This window comes from Variovorax sp. HJSM1_2 (genome assembly GCF_049316285.1).
GTDB lineage: Bacteria > Pseudomonadota > Gammaproteobacteria > Burkholderiales > Burkholderiaceae_C > Rhodoferax_B.
Genome location: NZ_JBMOXA010000033.1, coordinates 14439 through 32829, shown reverse-complemented (window position 1 = coordinate 32829; position 18391 = coordinate 14439). Strand labels below are relative to the sequence as shown.

Genomic DNA, 18391 nt, shown 5'->3' with positions numbered 1-18391 from the left:
CCTCCCGCGTTGGTGTCAACCTTGCTGTGTTGCACCTTTTGAAAGTCTGTTGCGCCATGAGCTTTTCTGGTTTTGTTGTTCAACTGCTCAACGGGCTGGCCTCGGCCTCGTCGCTGTTCCTAGTGGCGGCGGGCCTGTCGCTGATCTTTGGTGTGACGCGCATCGTCAACTTCGCCCATGGCTCGTTTTTTATGCTGGGCATCTATGTGGCGTATTCGCTGGTGGAAGTGCTGGGCGTGCGCCTGGGTTTCTGGCCCGCGCTGCTGATCGCCGCCGTGGCGGTGGGGGTGCTAGGCGCGCTGATCGAAATTTTGCTGCTGCGGCGCATCTACAAGGCGCCCGAGCTGTTCCAACTGCTGGCTACGTTTGCGCTGGTGCTGGTGATCAAGGACGCGGTGTTGTGGCTTTGGGGGCCAGATGAATTGCTTGGCCCGCGTGCGCCCGGCCTGGCGGGCTCGGTGATGCTGCTGGGGCGCCAGTTCCCGGCCTACGATTTGTTTTTGATTGTGGTCGGCCCGGTGGTGCTGGGTTTGGTTTGGTTACTGCTGACACGCACACGCTTCGGCACCCTGGTGCGCGCCGCCACACAAGACCGCGAGATGGTCAGTGCGCTGGGCGTCAACCAGGCCTGGCTGTTCACGGCCGTGTTTGCCCTCGGTGCTTTGCTGGCGGGCCTGGGTGGTGCATTGCAGTTGCCACGCGAACCGGCCACGCTGGAGATGGACTTGCACACCATTGGCGCCGCGTTTGTGGTGGTGGTGGTGGGCGGCATGGGCTCGCTGCCCGGTGCCTATGTGGCGGCGCTGCTGATCGCCGAGATCAAGGCCATCTGCATCTGGCTGGGTGTGGTCGATGTGTTCGGTGTGAGTGTGTCGTTCTCCAAGATGACCCTGGTGGTCGACTTCCTGGTGATGGCCGTGGTGCTGGTGTGGCGCCCCTGGGGCCTGATGGGCCGCGCCCAGGCCGCCAGCCGCAACACCGGCTTGCCCGAAGAACCCCTGCGTTTGCCCAGTCGCGCCTACGTGGCGGGCTCGGCGCTGTTGGCGCTGCTGCTGGCGGCCGCGCCCATCCTTACCGCACAGTCTCCCTACACCACGGTATTGTTGATCGACCTGCTGATCGCCGCCCTGTTTGCCGCCAGCCTGCACTTCATCATGGGGCCGGCGGGCATGCACTCATTCGGCCACGCGGCCTACTTTGGCCTGGGCGCTTATGGCGCGGCCTTGCTGGTGCGGTCGGCCGGTTTGCCCATGGAATTGGCGCTGGTGCTGGCGCCGCTGGTGGCTGGTGTGGGCGCGTTGATCTACGGCTGGTTTGCCGTGCGTTTGTCGGGCGTGTACCTGGCCATGCTGACGCTGGCGTTTGCACAAATCACCTGGGCCATCACCTACCAGTGGGACAGCTTCACCGGCGGCAGCAATGGCCTGACCGGTGTGTGGCCGGCCGCCTGGCTGGCCGACAAGCAGGTTTATTACTGGCTCACGCTGGCACTGGTGGGCCTGGGCGTGTGGTGGTTGCGCCGGGTGTTGTTCTCGCCATTTGGCTACGCCCTGCGCGCCGGGCGCGATTCAGCCTTGCGCGCCGACGCGATTGGCATCGACGTCAAGCGCATGCAGTGGGCGGCGTTTGTGGTGGCCGGTGTGGTCGCCGGATTGGCCGGTGCGCTCTACGCGTTTTCCAAGGGTAGCATCTCGCCGGAATCCATGGCCGTGGGCAAGTCGGTTGATGGTTTGGTGATGGTGCTGCTGGGCGGCATCCAAACACTGGCGGGGCCGGTGGTGGGTGCTGTGACCTTCACTTGGTTACACGACACCGTGGCGCGCAACACCGACTATTGGCGCGCCATGTTGGGCGGCATCATCTTGCTGCTGGTGTTGTTGTTCCCGCAGGGTATTGCGGGTTCCATCAAGGCGCTGGTCGACCGGTGGCACAGCAAGTCCAACCCTTTACCCAAGGCTGAGGAGGTGCGGGTATGAGCTTGCTCCAGGTACGCCAACTCGGCAAATCATTCGGCGGTGTGAAAGCCGTCAACGGCATAGACTTCGACCTGGCGCCGGGTGAATTGCTCGCGCTCATAGGACCCAACGGCGCGGGTAAGTCCACCACCTTCAACATGGTCAACGGCCAACTCAAGGCCGACCAGGGCTCGATCCGGCTCAACGGCCAGGAACTGGTGGGCCGTAAACCACGCGAGATCTGGCGCATGGGCGTGGGCCGCACCTTCCAGATTGCCGAAACCTTTGCCTCGCTCACCGTGGTGGAAAACGTGCAGATGGCGCTACTGTCGCACGATGGTTTGTTGTTCTCGATGTGGCGCCGCGCGGCCGACCATAAACGTGACGTTGCCCTGGCGCTGCTCGACCAAGTGGGCATGAAGGCGCAAGCCGAGCGCCCCTGCAACGAGCTGGCCTATGGCGACGTGAAGCGGGTGGAGCTGGCCATCGCCATGGCGAATGCGCCCAAGCTTTTGTTGATGGACGAACCCACGGCCGGCATGGCGCCCAAGGAGCGCAATAACCTGATGGCGCTGACCAAGGAACTGGTGGTGCAGCGTGGCATGGCGGTGTTGTTTACCGAGCACAGCATGGATGTGGTGTTTGCCTACGCCGACCGCATGATTGTGCTGGCGCGCGGCCGCCTCATCGCCGAAGGCAAACCCCTGGAAATTCGTGACCACCCCAAGGTGCAAGAGGTTTATTTTGGTACTGGCAAAACGTTTGAAAAATCAACTGCCGCGACGGAGGCTGCGTGATGGCCGCGCCCGCTGAAACCCTGCTCGAAGCGCGCGACCTGACCGCCTGGTATGGCGCGGCCCAAGTCTTATTTGGTGTGGACATCGATGTGCGCCGTGGCGAAGTGGTGGCGCTGATGGGGCGCAACGGCGCGGGCAAGTCGACCACGCTGAAGGCCTTGATCGGCATGCTGGCCAAACGCAAAGGCCGTGTGCAGTTTCTGGGCCACGACCTGTCGAAAAGCGAGCCGCATGTGGCGGCGCGGCTGGGCCTGGGTTTTGTGCCCGAAGACCGGCGCATCTTCACCGATTTGACGGTGCTGGAAAACCTCGAAGTTGGCCGCCAGCCGCCGCGCCGGTGGGCCGATGGCAGCGCCGCGCCGCTGTGGACGCCCGAGAGCCTGTTCAAGCTGTTTCCCAACCTGGGCGAGATGCCGCAGCGCCCCGGTGGCCGCATGAGCGGCGGCGAGCAGCAGATGCTGACGGTGGCGCGCACCTTGATGGGCAACCCCTATCTGGTGCTGCTGGACGAGCCGTCTGAGGGTGTTGCGCCGGTCATCGTCGAGCAGATGGCGCACATGATTCTGGCGCTGAAGGCGCAGGGCGTGAGCATTCTGCTGTCTGAGCAGAACATGCACTTTGCCGAGCTGGTGTCTGACCGTGCCTACGTGTTGGAGAGGGGCCAGATCCGCTACCAGGCTTCGATGGCCGAGCTGGCCGCGAATGACGAAGTGCGGCGCAACTACCTGAGCGTTTGAGAGAGTCTTTTTAACCTCATCCAAGGAGTCAGACCATGCAAGCATTTGATCGCCGCACCATGCTCAAGGCCACCGCCGCGCTTGGTGCGTTGGGACTTTCCAGCCAGGCCTTCGCCGCCAAGAAAATCAAACCTGCTGGCAACAGCGCGCTCATCGTGGTCGATGTGCAGAACTGTTTTGTCGAAGGTGGCACGTTGCCCGTGGCCAAGGGCTCGGAAGTGGTGCCGGTGATCAACAGCCTGGCGTCGGCGTTTGAAAACATTGTGGTCACGCAGGACTGGCACACCGCCGGCCATGCATCGTTTGCCAGCAGCCACGGTGGCAAGAAACCGTTTGAAACCACCAAACTGGCGTACGGCAACCAGGTGCTCTGGCCCGACCACTGCGTGCAAGGCACGGAAGACGCGGCCCTGCACAAAGACCTGAAGCTGCCCACGGCGCAAGTCATTCTGCGCAAGGGCTTCCACAAGAGCGTGGACAGCTACTCGGCCTTTGAAGAAGCCGACCGCAAGACCTCCACCGGCTTGGCCGGTTACCTCAAGCAACGTGGCATCAAAACCGTTTTTGTCACCGGCCTGGCGACCGACTTCTGCGTCGCCTGGACGGCGCTGGATGCACGCAGGTTTGGCTTCGAGGTGTATGTGATCGAAGACGCGACCCGCGCCATCGACCTCAACGGCTCACTCACCGCCGCGTGGAAAAAAATGGCCAAGGCCGGTGTGAAACGTATCCAGTCGGCCGACATCAGCGTTTAAATCAAGCCGCCTGCAAGCGAAGTGCCCGCCCCCCTGTCGCTCACCGTCAACGGCCAGGCGCGTACCCTGGAGGCCTCGGCCCAGGTCACGCTGCTGCAACTGCTGCGCAACGACCTGGGGCTTAACGGTCCCAAATACGGCTGTGGCCTGGGGCAGTGTGGTGCATGCACGGTGCTGGTGGACGGCACGGCCGCACGCGCCTGTGTGATCCCGGCACATGGTGTCTGTGGGCGCGAGATCACCACCCTCGAAGGACTCGGTCACCGGGGCCAGGCACACCCGGTGCAGCAGGCGTTTATCGATGCGCAGGCGGCGCAGTGTGGCTATTGTTTAAACGGCATGGTGATGATGGCCGCAGCCCTGTTGGCGCGTAACCCCACGCCCACGGATGACGATATTCGCCGCGAACTCTCGGGCAATCTGTGCCGTTGTGGCACGCATCTGGAAATTCTGCAGGCGGTGCACCGCGCAGCGCTGTTGATGGCCACGACAGGAAACACCGCGTCATGATCCTGGCGGCCCAGACCCCGCGCAGCCGCGCCGATTTTCGCTCCGCACCCGCCGTGCTGCTGGTGGTGCGCGATCCGCCCGCGCCGCCGCCACCAGCCAAAGGCCAGCCCGCCGCCGTGCCCGCCAACCCGGTGGAGGGCTTGGAGATTCTGCTGGCCGTGTGGCCCGACGGCAGCATCAACGCGCTCAACGGCCATGTGGACCTGGGCACCGGCATCCGCACCGCCTTGGCGCAGGTGGTGGCCGAAGAGTTGGATGTGCCGCTGGCCCAAGTGTTCATGCGCCTGGGCGACACCGGCGCCGTGCCCAACCAGGGCGCCACCATTGCCAGTTCTTCGCTGCAAATCCACGCACAACCCTTGCGCATCGCGGCGGCGCAAGCACGCCATTGGTTGCTGGCCTGTGCCAGCGTGGCGCTGAAGGCGCCGCTGGAAAGTTTGAGCCTGCGCGCCGGCCAGGTGAGCAGCAGCGCACAGCCCGAGCGCAGCATAGGCCTGGGTGAACTGGTGGGCAGCCAGCACACAGAACTGTTGCTCGACCCCAGCACGCCGCTGAAGTCGCCCCAAGACTACCGCGTGGTCGGCACCTCGGTGCCGCGTGTCGATATTCCGGCCAAAGCTTTTGCTGAACTGGCCTTTGTGCACGACATGCGGGTGCCCGGCATGTTGCACGGCCGTGTGGTACGCCCACCGTATGCGGGGGCCGACCACGGCGACTTCATAGGCAACACCTTGGCCTCGGTAGACGAACGCTCGATCGCGCACATCCCCGGCATTCGTGCGGTGGTGGTGATCCGCGACTTTGTGGGCATCGTCGCCGAGCGTGAAGAGCAGGCCGAACAAGCGCTGCTTGAATTGCAGCTGCACTGGAAACCCTGGCCTGGTTTGCCCAATACACAAGACCTGGCGCAAGCCATTCGCACCAACCCGGCGACGCGCCGTGAACTGGTGAACGAAGGTGATGTGGATGCCGCGCTGGCGGGTGTGGCCGAGCCCATGACACGCACCTATGTCTGGCCGTACCAGATGCACGCGTCTATCGGCCCGTCGTGCGCCGTGGCGGATTGGCAAGATCAGAAGTTGACCGTGTGGGCCGGCACACAAAACCCGCATGTGTTGCGCGCCGACCTGGCGCGCCTCACCGGCCTGACCGATGTGGCCATAGACGTGGTGCGTATGGAGGCCGCAGGCTGCTACGGCCGCAACGGCGCCGACGACGTGGCGGCCGATGCGGTGCTGCTGTCGCGCGCCGTGGGCGCCCCGGTGCGGGTGCAGCTCACGCGTGAACAAGAGCACCTGTGGGAACCCAAGGGCGCGGCGCAGTTGATGGAGGTGAACGGCGGTTTGCAGGCCGATGGCTCGGTGGCCGCCTACGACTTCCAGACCTCGTACCCATCGAACGGCGCGCCCACGCTGGCGCTGCTGCTTACGCGCACGATTGAACCCGTGGCCCAGGCGTTTGAGATGGGTGACCGCACGGCGCGCCCGCCGTATGCGTTTGACAACCTGCGTGTGGCCGTCAACGACATGCCGCCCATCGTGCGCGCCTCGTGGCTGCGTGGCGTGTCGGCGCTGCCGAACTCGTTTGCGCACGAGTCCTACATCGACGAACTGGCCAGCGCCGCCGGGGTCGACCCCGTGGCCTACCGCCTGCGTTACCTGCAAGACCCACGCGCCGCCGAATTGGTGCAGGCCACCGCCGACCGCGCCGGTTGGTTACCGCATACCGAGCCGCAGCAACAGGCGCAGGACGGCGACATCCTGCACGGCCAGGGCTTCGCCTACGCACGCTACATCCACAGCAAATGGCCCGGCTTCGGCGCCGCCTGGGCCGCCTGGGTGGCCGATGTGGAAGTGAACCGCAAAACCGGCGAGGTGCACGTGCGCCGCGTGGTGGTGGGGCACGACGCGGGGCTGATGGTCAACCCGGCGGGGGTTGAGCACCAGGTGCATGGCAATGTGCTGCAAACCACCAGCCGTGCACTCAAGGAACAGGTGGCGTTTGAGCCGCAGACCAATGTGGTGGCCAACCGCGAATGGGGCAGCTACCCGATCCTGAGCTTCCGCGAGGTGCCGGTGGTCGAGGTGATGACCATGCCGCGCCCCGGCGAGCCGCTGCTGGGCGCGGGTGAATCAGCCTCGGTGCCGGGCACGGCGGCGATTGCCAACGCCATCTTCGACGCCACGGGTGTGCGTTTTCGCCAGCCACCGTTCACCCCCGAGGTGGTGCGTGCGGCGTTGCATCCGCTGCCAGCTCCCGAGCCCACACAACAAGCGGCCGATGAGGTGAGTCCCGTTGCGCCGTTGTCGCTGCCCGCTGCGTTGTCCGCCAATACACCCTGGCCACGTGCACGCAGCCGCTGGGCCTGGGCGGCTGCGCTGGGTGCGGGCGCCGTGGGTTTGCTGGCCGGCATACTGGGCTGGCGTCCGGCGCTGGCGCCCATGGTGCAAACGGCTGGCACATCGGTCTACACCGCCGCGACCATAGAGCGTGGCCGCCTGCTCGCCGCTGCGGGCGACTGCGTGGTCTGCCACACCGCGCCGGGTGGCCAGGCCAATACCGGTGGCCGCGCCATGGAGACGCCGTTTGGCCGCATCTACACCAGCAACCTCACGCCCGATGTCGCCACCGGCATGGGCCAGTGGTCGTTCAGTGCCTTTCAACGCGCCATGCGTGAAGGCATCTCACGCGATGGGCGTCACCTGTACCCGGCCTTCCCCTACACCGCGTTTGCCAAGATCAACGACGACGACTTACAAGCGCTTTACGCCTACCTGATGGCGCAGCCGGCGGTGCACGCGCCCACGCCACCGGCCGAGCTGCATTTTCCGTTTAGCCTGCGCCCGCTGATGGCCGGCTGGAACGCCTTGTTCCACGATGCGACGCCTTACCAGCCCGTGCCCACACAAAGCGCCGAATGGAACCGTGGTGCCTATCTGGTCAATGGTGTGGGCCATTGCGGTGCCTGCCACACACCGCGCAATGCACTGGGGGCGGAGCAGGGCGGCCAGGCCTTTTTGTCGGGTGCCTTGATCGACGGCTGGGAAGCGCCCGCGTTGACCGGCTTGTCCAAGGCGCCGGTGCCGTGGAGCACGGCCGAGTTGTACCGCTACCTGCGCCACGGCCACAGCCAACAGCATGGCGTGGCCAACGGGCCCATGGCGCCGGTGGTGCGCGAGTTGGCGGCGCTGCCCGATGAAGATATCCGTGCGATGGCGACCTACCTGGGCTCGTTCAATACGGCTCCCCAAGACGCCACGGCGCAGGCGCAAAAAGTGGTGGCGCAAGCCGCCCAACAGCAGTCCCAGTTGCTGGGCCCGGGCCAGCGTTTGTTCGACGGCGCCTGCAGCGCCTGCCACCACGATGGCGACGGCCCCAAGCTGCTGGGCGTGAACACACCGCTGGCGCTGAACAGCAACATACACAGCGACCGGCCCGACAACCTGCTGCGCACCATACTCGACGGCGTTCAGCACCCGGCCAGCCGCGACATCGGCTTTATGCCCGCGTTCCGCCACAACCTCAGCGATACGCAGATCGACAGCCTGGCGCGTTATATGCGCCAACGTTTTGCGCCCGACAAGCCGGCTTGGCCAGATCTTCCGACCGATATTGCGCGGCTGCGTGCGGCACCAAGAGCGGCTGACTGAGTTTCTGGCGCCACAACGCTTGTGTTGGCGCTTTGTTGTGGCGCTAGTCTGACCAGCCCAGGCGCCCCTGCCCCACGTGGCTCAAGCGCGCCACAAAGGCCGCGACCTCGGGTTCAGGCAGGCTGAAATGCAGTTGCACCACACTGCCGTGCAACACCTCGCCCAGGGTGGCGCCGGCGCTGTCGATCTCGCGGCGTACCAAACCTTCCAGCGCAAACGGCACACTGCAGCACAACTGCTTTTGCCGCTGCAGCGGCACCTTGGTGGCCGTCTGCAAGGCCTGGGCGACGGCATCGGTATAGGCGCGCACCAAACCACCCGCACCCAGCTTGACGCCGCCAAAGTAGCGCACCACCGTCGCCATCACGCCGTCGAGGTCGTGGTGGCGCAATACCGCCAGCATGGGACGACCGGCCGTGCCGCCGGGTTCGCCGTCGTCCACCGCGGCCGAGTCACCTCCGGCCAGCAAGGCCCAGCACACGTGGGCTGCGCCGGGATGCTCCTGGTGCAGGCGCGACACCGTGGCGAGTGCGGCGGCGCGGTCCGCCACGGGCTGCACGCAGCCGATGAAGCGGCTCTTGCGGATCAGAATCTCGCTGTGGCTGGGAGCGGAAAGGGTTTGCGGCATAAGGGATGGGTGGTGCGCCAAGGGGGCTTTGTCGGCGAATGGCAAGGGGTTGATAGGATACGCGTATGCACAGCTTGATATTTGTTGAGGAACCAGCGTTTGCCTAACGAGGAAGCAACCCCGCAAATTGCAAGACAAGACACCGCCGAAGGGGCGGTGGCGCGCTTGAGCGGGCGATGGGCGTCGGCCGAATTGGCGCAGCCCAAGGTTTGGCGCGGCGTGGCCAAGGCGCTTGCCGCGTATCCAGCGGCGCAGAACCAGGGATGGGATCTGGCTTCGGTCGAGCGGCTGGACCACGTCGGGGCGCAACTGCTGTGGAACCACTGGGGCCGTGCATGGCCCGCGCGGCTGCAGCTGTCCGCAGACCAGCGCAGTATGTTGGAGCGTGTGGCCCGTTTCACCCAGGCGCCCGTGCCCACGGCGCAGTCTGGCGGGTTCATGGCCATGGTCAACCGGTTGGGTCTTTGGGTGCTGGCCGGTGTAGACCATTTGCACGATCTGGTGCGCATCGTCGGCCAGTTGCTGCTGGACCTGCTGCGCCTGGCGCGCAAGCCCGCGGCCGGGCCCTGGCGTGATGTGTCGGGTCACTTGTTCCAGATGGGCACCATGGCCCTGCCCATCACCGCCCTGGTGGGCTTTTTGATTGGTGTGGTGCTGGCGTATCTGATGTCCAGCCAGTTGCGTCAGTTCGGCGCCGAGGCCTTTATCGTCAACATTCTGGGGATTTCGCTGATCCGCGAACTGGGTCCCTTGCTGGCGGCCATTTTGATTGCAGGCCGCTCCGGTTCGGCCATCACGGCGCAGATTGGCGTGATGCGTGTCACCGAAGAATTGGACGCGATGCGGGTGATGGGTATTGCGCACGGCTACCGGCTGGTCATGCCGCGCGCCCTCGCCTTGGCCATAGGCATGCCGCTGATCGCGGTCTGGACTTCACTGGCGGCACTGGCGGGCGGCGTGTTGGCGTCTGATCTGGCACTAGGCATATCGCCGGCGTATTTCATGTCGGCCCTGCCAGCCGCGGTGAGTGTTTCGAATCTCACGCTGGCGGTGGGCAAGTCGGTGGTGTTTGGGGTGTTGATCGCGCTGGTGGGTTGCCACTACGGCCTGCGTGTAGAGCCCAACACACAAAGCCTGGGCGCCGGCACCACGGCCTCGGTGGTGACCTCGATCACGGTGGTGATTCTGGTCGATGCCTTGTTTGCCGTGCTGTTCAAGAACGTGGGGATCTAGATGGACACATCCACTCCCCGCGCCGACAACGTGGTCGACATCCAGGGCCTGTGGACCGCCTTCGGCAGCGGCGAGCACCAGGTGGTGATCCACCAAGACCTGGCGTTGCAAGTGCACAAGGGTGAGATCCTGACGCTGGTCGGCGGCTCGGGCACTGGCAAGACCGTGCTGCTGCGGCAGATTCTGGGGCTGGAGCGGCCGTTCAAGGGCACGGTCACGGTGATGGGCGAGCCCTCGGGTGAACTCAGCGAAAGTGATGGCAACAATGCGGCCAGCCGCATGGGCATGTTGTTCCAGCAGGGCGCCTTGTATTCGGCGTTCACCGTGTTGGAGAACATTGCCTTTGCCTTGCGCGAGCTGAAAACCCTGCCCGATGCGCTGGTGCGCGACGCGGCCCTGGTGAAGCTGCAGATGGTTGGCTTGGGCCCCGAGCATGCCGACAAGATGCCGGCCGACCTGTCGGGTGGCATGATCAAACGCGTCGCCTTGGCGCGTGCGCTGATCATGGACCCGCCCTTGCTGTTGCTCGACGAACCCACGGCCGGGCTGGACCCGAATGGGTCGGACGAGTTTGTCGACTTGCTGCGCTCGTTGCATCAGGAATTGGGCCTCACCGTGGTGATGGTCACACACGACCTCGACACACTGTTTGCGCTGAGCACGCGGGTGGCGGTGTTGGCCGAGAAAAAGGTTTTGATTGTTGCGCCACCGGCTGAAGTGGTGGCGCTGGAACATCCGTTCATCCAGCATTTCTTTCTGGGTGAACGCGGGCGGCGCGCCATGTCAGATTTGCCAGCGCTGCCAACGAAGGAGAACGTCTGATGGAGAACAAATCCCACGCCATGGCCGCCGGTGCTTTTGTGCTGGTGGTCACGGCCATGTTGATCGGGCTGGCCGTGTGGCTTACCCGTGACAAGGGCAGTAGCCACCTGTACGAATTGTCCTCACACGACTCGGTGACCGGGCTGCAACTGCAGGCGCCGGTGCGGTTTCGCGGGGTGTCGGTGGGCAAGGTCAGCTACATCGGATTTGACCCCGATGTGGTGGGCAATGTGCTGATCCGCATCACGGTCGACGACACCACCCCGCTGAGCCCCAACACCGTGGCCTCGCTCAACTTCCAGGGCATTACCGGCCTGGCGTTTGTGCTGCTGGATGAAAGCCCGCGCCCGGTGCCGCCGATTCCAGCGGGCGCCAGTGGCATCCCCCGGCTGCCGCTGGAAAGTTCACAACTGGCCAAACTGGCTGACCAGGCACCAAAGATTCTGTCGCAGTTGGACGATGTCTCGCTGCAACTCACCAAGCTGCTCAGCGACAACAACCAGAAAGTGCTGATGGATGTGTTGTCCAACACCGGCGCGCTGGCCAAGGACGCTGGCCAGACCGCGCGTAGCCTGACCCGGCTTGCGACCGGCCTGGAGACTGCGCTCAGCACCCAGATAGGGCCGGCGCTGGAGCAAGTCCCGGCGCTCACGGCCGATACCCGCAAAGCCATGGGGTCGCTGCAGGGCGCTGCCGAGGAGGCGCAGAAAACCCTGGCCGATGTGGATGAAATCGTGCGCCGCCTGAGTGTCAAGGGTGGTGCCATCGACCGCCTGAACGACGGTGCGGCGCAGTTCGGCCGCGCGGCCGGCAACTTCAACACCATCACGCTGCCACGTGTGAACAACGCCGCCGACCAAACCGCCGCCACCGCCCGCCGCCTGGGGCGCACCGCCAATCAAATCAATGACAACCCGCAAAGCCTGTTGTTTGGCGACGGCGCCTTGCGGCCCGGCCCGGGCGAGAGCGGCTTTGTTGCGCCCGAGGTGAAACCATGAAGTCAGCCCTGAACCATCGGTCCAACGCCATGCCGAAAATTGCATTAAAAAATATAGCGCCCTACGCTCGTCCAGAATGCGTTTCAGGCCTTTTCCGTTCCGTTCTTTTGGCCGGCGCGGTCTGGGCGCTTGCGGCCTGCTCGGTGCTGCCGGACAAACCGACGCGCCCAACCTTGTTTGATCTGGGCGCTATGCCCAGCGCCGGACCGGCTCCCGCAGCCCCCAAGGCGGCGAACCTGAGCCCGCTGGCCATGTCCGCCATCGAAGCTCATGGTCCATTGGAAGGCAGTAACGCGATGTTGTACCGGCTGGCCTATGCCAACGACCAGCAGTTACGGCCCTACGCCGAGTCGCGTTGGGCGATGGCGCCCGCGTTGTTGGTCGACCAGCGCCTGCGCAACCTGCTGAGCCAGAACCGCCCGGTGGTGAGCGAGGCCGAGGGCCAGGCGCAACTCAACAACGCTGGGGCTTTGCCACGCGGCTTGCGCGTGGAACTGCTGGAGTTTGGCCAGGTGTTTTCCGCGCCCGCGGCAAGCTCCGCCGTGGTGCGCCTGCGCGCGACCGTGGTGGCGTTGAGCCCGGATGGTGAAAAGCTGCTGGCCCAACGCCAGTTCAGCGTGCAGCGCGACGCACCCAGTGCCGATGCGCCCGGTGGTGTGCGTGCCCTGGCCGCTGCAACCGATGCGCTGGCGCTGGAGATGGACCAGTGGCTGGGCGCGCTGAATTAAGCCGCTGAATTCAGTCCATCAGCCCTTTTTGAAGCCTGGCAACGGCTTCACCTTCTGCATACATCGGCTGTATCAATGGATTGTTCTTCCCATGAAAAAACCGACCCTCAGGTCGGTTTTTTCATGGTGTGTTATCGATTTCATCGTCCGCGCAGCCAACCCACAAGCAAACCCAGCACCAGGGCACCGCCTACGGCCTGCAAGGGATGGTCGCTGACAAATTCCTTGGCCTGCGCCAGCGCCTGACGCGGCGCCTGGCTCAGCCGCTGGCGCTGGTTGTACAGCGTTTCAGTCGCGGTTTCAGCGCGCTGCGACCAGCGGTCAACCGATTCGTGGGCGTTGCTGGAGACGCGGTCAATTGCGGCGCGTGTAGGATCCGCCACCCTGTCTATGGTGTTGTGCAGGCTGGTGCCTATCTGGTGCACACCCAGGGTGGCGTCGTTCTTCAACAGTTCAGCGGTGGCCATGATTTCATCCTTTCAGGTGGTCTTGAATGGGCTTGAAGCAAGGGCACAGGCAGTGCCAGACCTCGACTTTAGGCCGGCCGCTGGCGCGGCACTGTCAGCCCAAGATGAACATCGTGTAGGACAAGCTTCACGCCACCGTTGCGTTTTGTGATGCGGCCTGCGGCATCAGGCCTTTGCCATGTCAGGCCGTGCCCTTCAAGGCCGCAATCTCTTCCTTCAGCGCGGCATTCTCGGCCGAGAGGCGGGCCACCGTCTGCTTCAGCCGGGCGATCATGCCTTCTGCAGACTCCGGCTCGGTGCGCGCCACGGCCTTGGCGGCACGCACTTCGCGGGCGGCCAGTTGCAGTTCCTTTTTGCCACCGGCGGCGGCGGCCACCTGTTCTTCCACCGGCAGGTCGGCCACGGTGGCGGCGGTGCTGATGGAGATGGTGCCGGTGCGTATGGCTTCTACCAGTTCAGGCGCGGCAGATTTCTGAATCTTTTCGATCTGGCTGATGGTGGCGCTGCTGACGCGGGCCTCGCGCGCCAGGGCTTCGCGCGACAGCGAGGGCTGGATGGCGGCAGCGACTTCCGTGGGCGATGCCACTTTGGCATCCGTCGTGTCAAATGGGGCTTCTTGGGGTGTGGCTGCCTCGACAGCCGCTTCAATGGCGGGTGCGGGTTCTGCGGCGGCCGGTGCCGCCTTCTGGCGTGCAAACAGAATTTCCTTCTTGCGCAAGGCCAACACCCCGCGCTGAAAGTCAGAGACGCTGCGGCGGCCCAAGTGCTGCTCAATCATCCACAGGTGCACGTCTTCCATAGACTGGAAGCGTGTGTTCTGCACCGTCTGGAACGGGATGTTGTGCTGCGTGCAGATGCGGTAGCGGTTGTGGCCGTCGACCAGCACGTCGCCCCACAGCACCAGCGCATCGCGGCAGCCTTCGGCCAGGATGCTGCGCTCCAGCGCGGCGGATTCGTCGGGGGTCAGGGGGTCGATGTAGGCGAGCAGGTCTTCGTTGACGGTGATTTGCATGGGGCAGGGAGAGGCGGGAAAGGGGGAACGCGGGAAAAGGTGAGATTTCCGGCGCGCCAGGCGGCGCCGGAAATGCGCAAAGAGGGGCGTGATTGTAAAAGGCTGGGCCGGGGCCGTTTGCGCTACAGCCCTTTGCCGAGAATCGGGAACAGCTTGTGCAGTCCGTCCGTCATCACTTCCACGGCCAGCGCGGCGAGTATCAGACCCATCAAGCGTGTCATCACGTTGATGCCGGTTTTGCCCAGTACCCGGGCGATGGGCTCGGCCAGCGAAAAACACAGCGCCGTCGCCAAGCCTATCACCATGCCATAACCCACCAGCGTGGCCAGTTGCCACAGGTCCTTGGCGCGGTCGGCATAAATCACCACGGTGGACATGGTGGCCGGGCCGGTGAGCAGGGGAATGGTCAGCGGCACGACGGCGATGGACGCGCCCATGGAGGCCTTGTCTTCGGCCGCGCGCAACTCTTCGGCGTTGGACTTGGTCTCGGCGGTCTGCGCTTTCAGCATGGACATGGCGTTGAGCATCAGCAGCAGGCCGCCGCCGACCTGGAAGCTGGCCAGCGAGATGTTGAAGAAGTCGAGGATTTGCAAACCCAGTAACGCACACACCGCAATCACCATGAACGCGCTGAGCGCCGACACCCACACCGTGCGCTTGCGTTGCGCATCGGAAAAGTTCTCGGTGTAGTGGATGAAAAACGGCACGATGGCCAGCGGGTTGACGATGGCCAGCAGCGTGATCAGCGGTTTGAAATCCATGGTGTGGCCTTTAGATCGTCAACAGCTTCTGAGTTTTTAACGCGCGCCCGACACGTCGATCAAGGACATGGTGGTGTAGCTGGCCTCGGGCGACAACAGCCAGACAATCGCCTGCGCCACTTCTTCCGCCGTGCCGCCGCGTTGCATGGGCACCTGGTGTTGCAGGTCGCGCACCCGGTTGGGCAGGCCGCCGCTGGCGTGGATGTCGGTTTCAATCAGCCCCGGGCGCACGGCGTTGACACGAATGCCTTCATGGGCCACCTCTTTGGCCAGGCCTATGGTGAAGGCGTCGATTGCCCCCTTGGCCGCTGCGTAGTCCACATACTGGTGGGGTGAGCCCAGGCGCGAGGCCGCGCTCGACACGTTGACGATGGCGCCGCCCTGGCCGCCTAGGCGTGTGCTCATGCGGCGCACGGCTTCACGCGCGCAATAAAGGCTGCCGAGCACGTTGATGTCGAACATACGGCGCAGCCGCTCACCCGTCATGTCGACCACGTCCGAGGGTTGGTCCACCACGCCGGCGTTGTTCACCAGCGCGCTCAGCGGGCCGAGCTTGGCGTCCACATGGGCAAACATCGCCAGCACTTGTTCTTCACTGGCCACATCGGCCTTGACGCTGATGGCGCGGCCGCCGGGCAGGGCGCGGATCTGCCGCACCACCTCATCGGCGGCGAGCGAATTGGCGGTGTAGTTGACCGCCACGGCATAACCTTTTTGCGCCGCCAGCAAGGCGGTGGCGGCACCGATGCCACGGCTGGCGCCGGTGATCAGCAAGACTTTTTGCGGAGAAGAATCCGATGAACTCAAGGCAAGACTCCATAACAAAAGAGGGATGACAAGCCAGCAAACGACGTGCTTTACTGCGCGTTACATCATAGGCTGCGATCATAGGTGGCGGGGCCGGGTCTTCGACAGGTCGAAGGCGAGCCGGCGCTGAAACTATTACAGTGGAGCGCGCTCCAAAATCCGCCGTCCCAACAGCCTTGCGAGATCCCATGCCCACCATTGACTACTACTTTGCTCCACACAGCCCCTGGTTCTACCTGGGCCACAGCCGCTTCGTTGCATTGGCCAAATCCACCGGCGCAAAAGTGCGTGTGCGCCCGGTAGATTTGGCGCAGGTGTTTCCGGTGTCCGGTGGTTTGCCGCTGGCCCAGCGTGCGCCGCAGCGGCAGGCGTACCGGCTGCTGGAGTTGAAGCGCTACAGCACATTCCTGGGGCTGCCCCTGCATGTGCAGCCGCAGTATTTCCCGGTGGCTTCCGACCCTGCCGCCAAGCTCATCACCAGCGTGGCCTCGCAGGACGGCGAAGCCGCTGCGCTGGACCTGGCTGGGCGCGTGGGCGCTGCGGTGTGGGCCGAGCAACGCGACATTGCCGCACCCGAAGCCTTGGCCGGGCTGCTGCGCGAAGCCGGTTTGCCCGCAGAGCGTTTGGTGCAAGCGCAAACCGATGAAGTGCTGCATCGTTACCAATCCCACACCGAAGAAGCCATTGCCGCCGGCGTGTTTGGCTCGCCGACCTATGTGGTCGACGGCGAGTTGTTCTGGGGCCAGGACCGGCTTGATTTTCTGCAACGTCGGCTCGCGGCCGGCTGATCCGTTTCTGTTTTTTTGTCCGACCTTCAAAGGAAAACCATGTCGACCTACGTTCAACTCACCGCCGCCGACGGCAAAGCTTTCCCCGCCTACGTGGCCAAGCCCGCCGGCACGCCCAAGGGCGCCATCGTGGTGTTGCAAGAAATCTTTGGCGTGAACGCCCACATCCGCGCCGTGGCCGACGGTTATGCCGCCGCCGGTTACCTGGCCGTGGCGCCGGCCACCTTTACCCGCACACAGGACGACGTGGAACTGGGCTACACCGGCCCCGACATGCAGGCCGGCGTGGCGCTGAAGGCCGCCATCGAAGCCTTGCCGTTGCCCGGTGTGCAACAAGACATACAGGCCGCCATCGACTACGCCGCCCAAACCAGCGGCGGCAAGGTGGGCCTCGTGGGTTATTGCTGGGGTGGCTTGCTGACCTGGCGCTCGGCCTGTGGCGTGGGTGGCGTCAAGGGCCTAGCCGCTGCCGTGCCTTATTACGGCGGCGGTGTCACCACCGAGCTTGAGATCGCCCGCAAACCGCTGGTGCCGGTGCTGGCGCATTTTGGTGACCAGGATGCCCACATCAGCGTGCCATCGGTGCAGGCGTTTGAAAAAGCCCACCCCGAGGTGACGGTGCACCTGTACGCCGCCGACCACGGCTTCAACTGCGACCACCGTGGCTCATACAACGCCGCTGCGGCCGCAACCGCGCTGGAGCGCACGCTGGCGTTCTTCGCCAAACACGTGGGCTGATCATCCTGAGGAGGCGGCAAATGTTCAAGAAAAATTGGCTGCTGGCGCTGGCTGGCCTGGCGCAGGCCGCTCTTTTGTGCATCACATTTGCCGCTACCGGGGCGCGTGCCGAGCCTTATGCCGGCCCGCTGTTCGACGCCCACCTGCACTACAACGTCGAGGCCTGGAACGGCCAAGGCGGCCCCTATCCACCGGCCGAAGTGCTGGCGCGTTTGCAGCGCAACGGCGTGAAGGCGTTTGTTGCCAACTCGCGCCCGAATGACGGCACGCAATGGCTGGCGGCCGACGGGGCGGTGCGTGCGGCCGGTGTGCAGGTGGTGCCGCTGGTGCGGCTTTACCGCAACCGTGCCGACTACAGCAACTGGTTTCGCGATGAAACCATCTACACCATGGTGCAGGCCGAGCTGGCCAAAGGCACGGCCAGCGGGCCGTACAAGGGCATTGGTGAATTTCATCTTTACGACAGCGCTAATGCCAACGGCCCGGTGGCGCGCAAGCTGATGCAACTGGCCGAGGCCAAGGACCTGGTGGTGCTGGCGCATGTGGACGATGTGGCCATAGACCTGCTGCTGGCGCACGCCCCCAAAGCCCGGCTGATCTGGGCGCATACCGGCATTGGTGGCACACCGGTGGCGCGTGTTGATGCCTTGCTGGCGCGTTATCCGGGCTTGCGCGGCGAATTGTCGTACCGGCCCGGACTGACCTGTGGCAATGGCCAACTGTGTCCTGAGTGGCGTGCATTGTTGACCAAGTACCCGGAGCGCTTCATGGTCGGCTCGGACACCTGGGTGAATGAGCGCTGGGCCAGTTATGACGACACCATGCAGGGCTACCGCAGTTGGCTGGGCGAGTTGCCGCCCGCGCTGGCGCAAAAAGTGGCCTGGGCCAATGCCGCTGGCTTGTTCGGCCTGCCTTGAGCCATCAGGCATGGTTTTTTTTGTTTCTCGGTGTATCCGCGTTGGCGTCCTACAAACGCCTCTTGTAGCGGCTGATTGTGTGCTGGTG

Annotated in this window: 18 protein-coding genes; 13 read left to right on the top strand and 5 right to left on the bottom strand. The window is 64.4% G+C overall.

The window, feature by feature from the left end:
* The first annotated feature begins 56 nt into the window (after window positions 1-56).
* From ACFQ95_RS23225 to ACFQ95_RS23200, 6 genes are read left to right on the top strand one after another with little or no spacing between them, the layout of a single operon-like run.
* Window positions 57-1976 carry an ABC transporter permease gene (locus ACFQ95_RS23225; protein ID WP_422834916.1) on the top strand — a complete coding sequence of 640 codons (1920 nt, stop codon included), beginning with the start codon at window positions 57-59 and terminating at the stop codon, window positions 1974-1976.
* Entirely contained in the window at window positions 1973-2752 is a 780-nt protein-coding gene (locus ACFQ95_RS23220) for an ABC transporter ATP-binding protein (RefSeq protein WP_422834915.1), read from the top strand. The genes ACFQ95_RS23225 and ACFQ95_RS23220 overlap by 4 nt, the downstream gene beginning before the upstream one ends.
* A complete protein-coding gene (locus ACFQ95_RS23215) occupies window positions 2752-3489 on the top strand; it encodes an ABC transporter ATP-binding protein (RefSeq protein ID WP_422834913.1) in 738 nt (245 codons plus the stop codon). The genes ACFQ95_RS23220 and ACFQ95_RS23215 overlap by 1 nt, the downstream gene beginning before the upstream one ends.
* Window positions 3490-3524: 35 nt before the next feature.
* A complete protein-coding gene (pncA, locus tag ACFQ95_RS23210; RefSeq protein ID WP_422834911.1) occupies window positions 3525-4244 on the top strand; it encodes a bifunctional nicotinamidase/pyrazinamidase in 720 nt (239 codons plus the stop codon).
* A 21-nt stretch (window positions 4245-4265) separates the two neighbouring features.
* A complete protein-coding gene (locus ACFQ95_RS23205; protein WP_422834910.1) occupies window positions 4266-4754 on the top strand; it encodes a (2Fe-2S)-binding protein in 489 nt (162 codons plus the stop codon).
* Window positions 4751-8404: a molybdopterin cofactor-binding domain-containing protein gene (locus ACFQ95_RS23200; protein WP_422834908.1), complete on the top strand. Its 3654-nt coding sequence runs from the start codon at window positions 4751-4753 to the stop codon at window positions 8402-8404. The genes ACFQ95_RS23205 and ACFQ95_RS23200 overlap by 4 nt, the downstream gene beginning before the upstream one ends.
* Before the next feature lie 43 nt (window positions 8405-8447).
* Here the strand turns inward: ACFQ95_RS23200 and ACFQ95_RS23195 are convergent, their stop codons facing one another.
* Window positions 8448-9032: an IMPACT family protein gene (locus ACFQ95_RS23195; RefSeq protein ID WP_422834906.1), complete on the bottom strand. Its 585-nt coding sequence runs from the start codon at window positions 9030-9032 to the stop codon at window positions 8448-8450.
* 99 nt (window positions 9033-9131) lie between these two features.
* Between ACFQ95_RS23195 and ACFQ95_RS23190 the strand changes: the two genes are divergently transcribed.
* From ACFQ95_RS23190 to ACFQ95_RS23175, 4 genes are all read left to right on the top strand, one after another.
* Complete coding sequence (locus ACFQ95_RS23190; protein ID WP_422834904.1) at window positions 9132-10265, top strand: MlaE family ABC transporter permease; 1134 nt, start codon at window positions 9132-9134, stop codon at window positions 10263-10265.
* Window positions 10266-11087: an ABC transporter ATP-binding protein gene (locus ACFQ95_RS23185; RefSeq protein ID WP_422834902.1), complete on the top strand. Its 822-nt coding sequence runs from the start codon at window positions 10266-10268 to the stop codon at window positions 11085-11087.
* Window positions 11087-12085 carry an MlaD family protein gene (locus ACFQ95_RS23180; protein ID WP_422834900.1) on the top strand — a complete coding sequence of 333 codons (999 nt, stop codon included), beginning with the start codon at window positions 11087-11089 and terminating at the stop codon, window positions 12083-12085. Before ACFQ95_RS23185 ends, ACFQ95_RS23180 begins: the two co-directional genes overlap by 1 nt.
* Window positions 12086-12192: 107 nt before the next feature.
* Window positions 12193-12813, top strand: a complete 621-nt coding sequence (locus ACFQ95_RS23175) for an ABC-type transport auxiliary lipoprotein family protein (protein WP_422834899.1) — start codon at window positions 12193-12195, stop codon at window positions 12811-12813.
* 140 nt (window positions 12814-12953) lie between these two features.
* Here the strand turns inward: ACFQ95_RS23175 and ACFQ95_RS23170 are convergent, their stop codons facing one another.
* The 4 genes from ACFQ95_RS23170 to ACFQ95_RS23155 all read right to left on the bottom strand — a co-directional run bounded on the left by ACFQ95_RS23170 (window position 12954) and on the right by ACFQ95_RS23155 (window position 15860).
* A complete protein-coding gene (locus ACFQ95_RS23170; RefSeq protein WP_422834897.1) occupies window positions 12954-13280 on the bottom strand; it encodes a glycine zipper domain-containing protein in 327 nt (108 codons plus the stop codon).
* Window positions 13281-13461: 181 nt separating this feature from the next.
* A complete protein-coding gene (locus tag ACFQ95_RS23165) occupies window positions 13462-14292 on the bottom strand; it encodes a hypothetical protein (RefSeq protein ID WP_422834895.1) in 831 nt (276 codons plus the stop codon).
* 122 nt (window positions 14293-14414) lie between these two features.
* Complete coding sequence (locus ACFQ95_RS23160) at window positions 14415-15053, bottom strand: MarC family protein (RefSeq protein ID WP_422834894.1); 639 nt, start codon at window positions 15051-15053, stop codon at window positions 14415-14417.
* Between the two features lie 36 nt (window positions 15054-15089).
* The gene (locus tag ACFQ95_RS23155) at window positions 15090-15860 is read right to left on the bottom strand and encodes an SDR family oxidoreductase (RefSeq protein WP_422834892.1); all 771 of its coding nucleotides are present in this window, start codon (window positions 15858-15860) and stop codon (window positions 15090-15092) included.
* 188 nt (window positions 15861-16048) lie between these two features.
* Here ACFQ95_RS23155 and ACFQ95_RS23150 point away from each other — a divergent pair, with 188 nt between their 5' ends.
* The 3 genes from ACFQ95_RS23150 to ACFQ95_RS23140 are packed head-to-tail and all read left to right on the top strand — an operon-like array spanning window position 16049 to window position 18303.
* Entirely contained in the window at window positions 16049-16648 is a 600-nt protein-coding gene (locus ACFQ95_RS23150) for a 2-hydroxychromene-2-carboxylate isomerase (RefSeq protein ID WP_422834890.1), read from the top strand.
* Between the two features lie 39 nt (window positions 16649-16687).
* Entirely contained in the window at window positions 16688-17386 is a 699-nt protein-coding gene (locus ACFQ95_RS23145) for a dienelactone hydrolase family protein (protein WP_422834889.1), read from the top strand.
* A gap of 20 nt (window positions 17387-17406) precedes the next feature.
* Window positions 17407-18303: an amidohydrolase family protein gene (locus ACFQ95_RS23140; RefSeq protein WP_422834887.1), complete on the top strand. Its 897-nt coding sequence runs from the start codon at window positions 17407-17409 to the stop codon at window positions 18301-18303.
* Window positions 18304-18391 lie beyond the last annotated feature (88 nt).